Genomic DNA, 2,888 nt, shown 5'->3' on the forward strand with positions numbered 1-2,888 from the left:
GACAACGGCGCCCCTCCGCGTGAAGAAGAGGCGCCGTCCGTCGTACCTGAGAGCTACGCGCTCGGGCTGGCCGAAGGGCTCGGCGAGGACGTCTCCGCGGCCGCCACCGTCAGCTCGACGGTGAGGGTCGCTCCGCCCGCGGTGGTGATGCGCAGCAGGAACGTGCCGGTCGTGTCGTCCGCGTACAGCTTGGGCAGCGTCAGCAGGCCCTTCGCGTCGGTCGTCAGGCCCGCCAGGGTGCGCACGGGCTTGCCGGCGGCGTCCTTGAAGTAGGGGCCCTTGTCGTTGGCGGTGGGGTCGGCGGCCGACTTGACGAGGGTGGCGGTGGCGGCGACACCGTCGGCGACGGCGCCCCGGTACGTCGCCTTCACCTGGACCGGGCTCGCGAACTCGCCGCCCGGCACGCAGGTCAGTGCTCCGTCGCCGGTGCGGGCGAGCTTGTCGGCGGCGCGTTCGGTGACGGTGGCCGTGTAGTCGAGGCCCGCGACCGTCCGGCCCACGACCGTGGCCCGGATGGTGACGGCGCCCGTCTTCTCCCCCGCCTGCAGGGCGGGCGCGACGGCCACGCCGGAACTGTTGGTGGCGACCGTGGCCACGCTCTCGCCGCCGGTGAAGGTGGTGTCCGTGTCGCCGAGGATCGTGAAACGGACGCGGACCTTGGCGACGGCCTTGCCCGCCTTCGTCTCGGCGCGGGTGCTGATGCGCTGGGCGAACGCGTCGCCTGCCATGGCGGTGAGCTTCGCCGTTCCCGCGTTCTCCAGGTGGTCCACCGTGTCGGTGGGCGTGGGGGACGTGGAGGGCGGCGGGGTCGTCGAGCCGGGCGGGGTGGTGGGCGGCTTGGGCTGCGGCGTGCCGCCCCCGGGCTTTTCCGGCTTGGGGCCGGGCTTCGGCTCGGCGGTTTCGCGGCCCGGTGTGCTCGGCGTGGACGGGCTGGCCGGCGTGGACGGGTCGGGGTTCGCGCCGGAGCCGCCGTCGCTGCGGTTGCCGGGCAGGGTGCCCGTGCCGTCGGGAACCTCGTGCGTGCCCTTGCGGTAGTACTCCAGCCACCTCATGACGAGGTTGAGGTACTCGCGCGAGTTGTTGTAGCTGAGGATCGCCCTGTCGAGGTCGTCCTGGTCGGACAGGTCCCAGTTGTTGCGGCAGAGGTAGTGGCCGGCGGCGAGGGCGGCGTCGTAGATGTTGTTGGGGTCCTTCTTGCCGTCGGCGTTGCCGTCGCGGCCCGCCCAGGCCCAGGTGGACGGGATGAACTGCATGGGACCGACGGCCTGGTCGTACGCGCTGTTGCCGTCGTACGCGCCGTTGTCGGTGTCCTTGATGAGGGCGAAGCCGTTGCCGTCGAGCTGCGGGCCGAGGATCTTCCCGATCGTGGTGCCCTCGGCGTCGACCCGGCCGCCGCGGGCCTGACCGGACTCCACCCGGCCGATGGCCGCGAGCAGTTGCCAGGGCAGGTTGCAGCCGGGCTTGGACTCGCGCAGCGAGGCCTCGGCCTTCTTGTACGCGTCGAGGACGGTGGCGGGAATGCCCGCCTCGGTCTCGCCCCGGCCGCTCGGGGACGGTCCGGTGGACGGGGACGGGTTGGGGCTCTTCAGCGGCGGCAGGTCCGTGTAGTACGGCGAGTTGCCGGTGGCGCTGCCGTCGGAGGCGTTCACGTCGGGCGACGGGGTGGCGTCGGCGGCGGTCTGTCTGCCGTGGTCGTTCACGCCCGGAGCCTGGGAGGCGGACAGGGCCGCGACCGCCACCGCGGCCACGGCGGTCGTCGCCGCCCCCTTGCGCAGCCTCCTGCCGAATTGCGCCGCCATAGAGTGAACCCCTCCCGTGGACGCCCGAGCGCCCGTCTCTGTCTGTTGCGCTCCGTGTGGTGCGTTCGCGTACCGCTGTTGCGTTCGCTCTGTTGTGACGATCGACCGGCCCGAGTGGTTGCCCTCCGGAGGACATCTCTCCACCCCGGCACGGTGACCCTGGCGACCCTACGACAACTTGCTTTGCGCAGACACCCGTTCGTGCCCGGTTTTCACCGGTTGGCCATGTGGAGGGCACCGCGAGGTACCGGCGTACGGCGTCCCCCATACTGAGGGCCCTGTGATCCCGCTGCCGAACACCGTCGCCGAGGAGCCGAGTTGCCGTTCACGCTGAGCCATGCGGCAGCCGTCCTCCCCGCTGTGCGGACCGACGGGAGCGGCCGGGGCCGACTGGTGCCCGCGGTGCTGGTGGCGGGTTCCTTCGCGCCCGACATGACCTACTACGCGGCGAGTGTCCTGCCCGGGGCGATGGAGTTCGGGGACGTGACGCACTCCTTCCCCGGTGTGTTCACGGTCGATGTGCTGGTCGCCTGGGCGCTGGTGGGGCTGTGGCTGCTCCTGCGTGAGCCTTCGGTGGCGCTGCTGCCGCGGGCCCGGCAGGGGCGGGTGGCCACGCTGGTGCGGTGCGGGGCGCCCCGCGCGCGGGTGCGGCCGTCGCTGGTGGCGTGGTGGTACGGGTCGGCGGTGCTCGGGGCGCTGACGCATGTCGTGTGGGACGCGTTCACGCATCCCGACCGGTGGGGGATGCGGGTGTTCCCGGTGCTGGGGCGGGAGGTGGCGGGCTCGCCGCTGTACTGGTACCTGCAGTACGGCGGTTCGGCGGTGGCCGCGGTCGTGATCATCGTGTTCGCGGCGCGGGCGCTGCGCCGGATGCCGGGGGGTGAGCCGGCGGGCGTTCCGGTGCTGTCGGCCGGGGACCGCTGGGCGGCCGCGGCCGTGATCGGCGGTCTCGCCCTGGTGGGGGCGGTCCAGCGGGCGTTGCGGTGGTGGGCCTACTGGGGGTCGGCGGCCAAACCGTGGGAGATCGTCCCGACGGTGTGCTTCGGCGCGGGCGCGGGGCTCGTCGCGGGGTTGCTGCTGTACGCCGTG

Annotated in this window: 2 protein-coding genes; one reads left to right on the top strand and one right to left on the bottom strand. The window is 72.9% G+C overall.

Annotated features, from left to right (window positions below; genetic code table 11):
• Nucleotides 1–53: 53 nt before the first annotated feature.
• Nucleotides 54–1,799, bottom strand: coding sequence for a lytic transglycosylase domain-containing protein (locus RIN80_RS25035; RefSeq protein WP_309097911.1), 1,746 nt, complete (start codon nt 1,797–1,799; stop codon nt 54–56).
• Nucleotides 1,800–2,117: 318 nt separating this feature from the next.
• Between RIN80_RS25035 and RIN80_RS25040 the strand changes: the two genes are divergently transcribed.
• The coding region (locus tag RIN80_RS25040; protein ID WP_309097912.1) for a DUF4184 family protein at nt 2,118–2,888 on the top strand (771 nt) is incomplete at its 3' end.

This window comes from Streptomyces sp., assembly GCF_031181705.1.
Taxonomy (GTDB): domain Bacteria; phylum Actinomycetota; class Actinomycetes; order Streptomycetales; family Streptomycetaceae; genus Streptomyces.

Bases quoted from the DNA above. Each gene is read 5' to 3' on its own strand.
- RIN80_RS25035 (WP_309097911.1), bottom strand. From the start codon at position 1,799: ATGGCGGCGCAATTCGGCAGGAGGCTGCGCAAGGGGGCGGCGACGACC.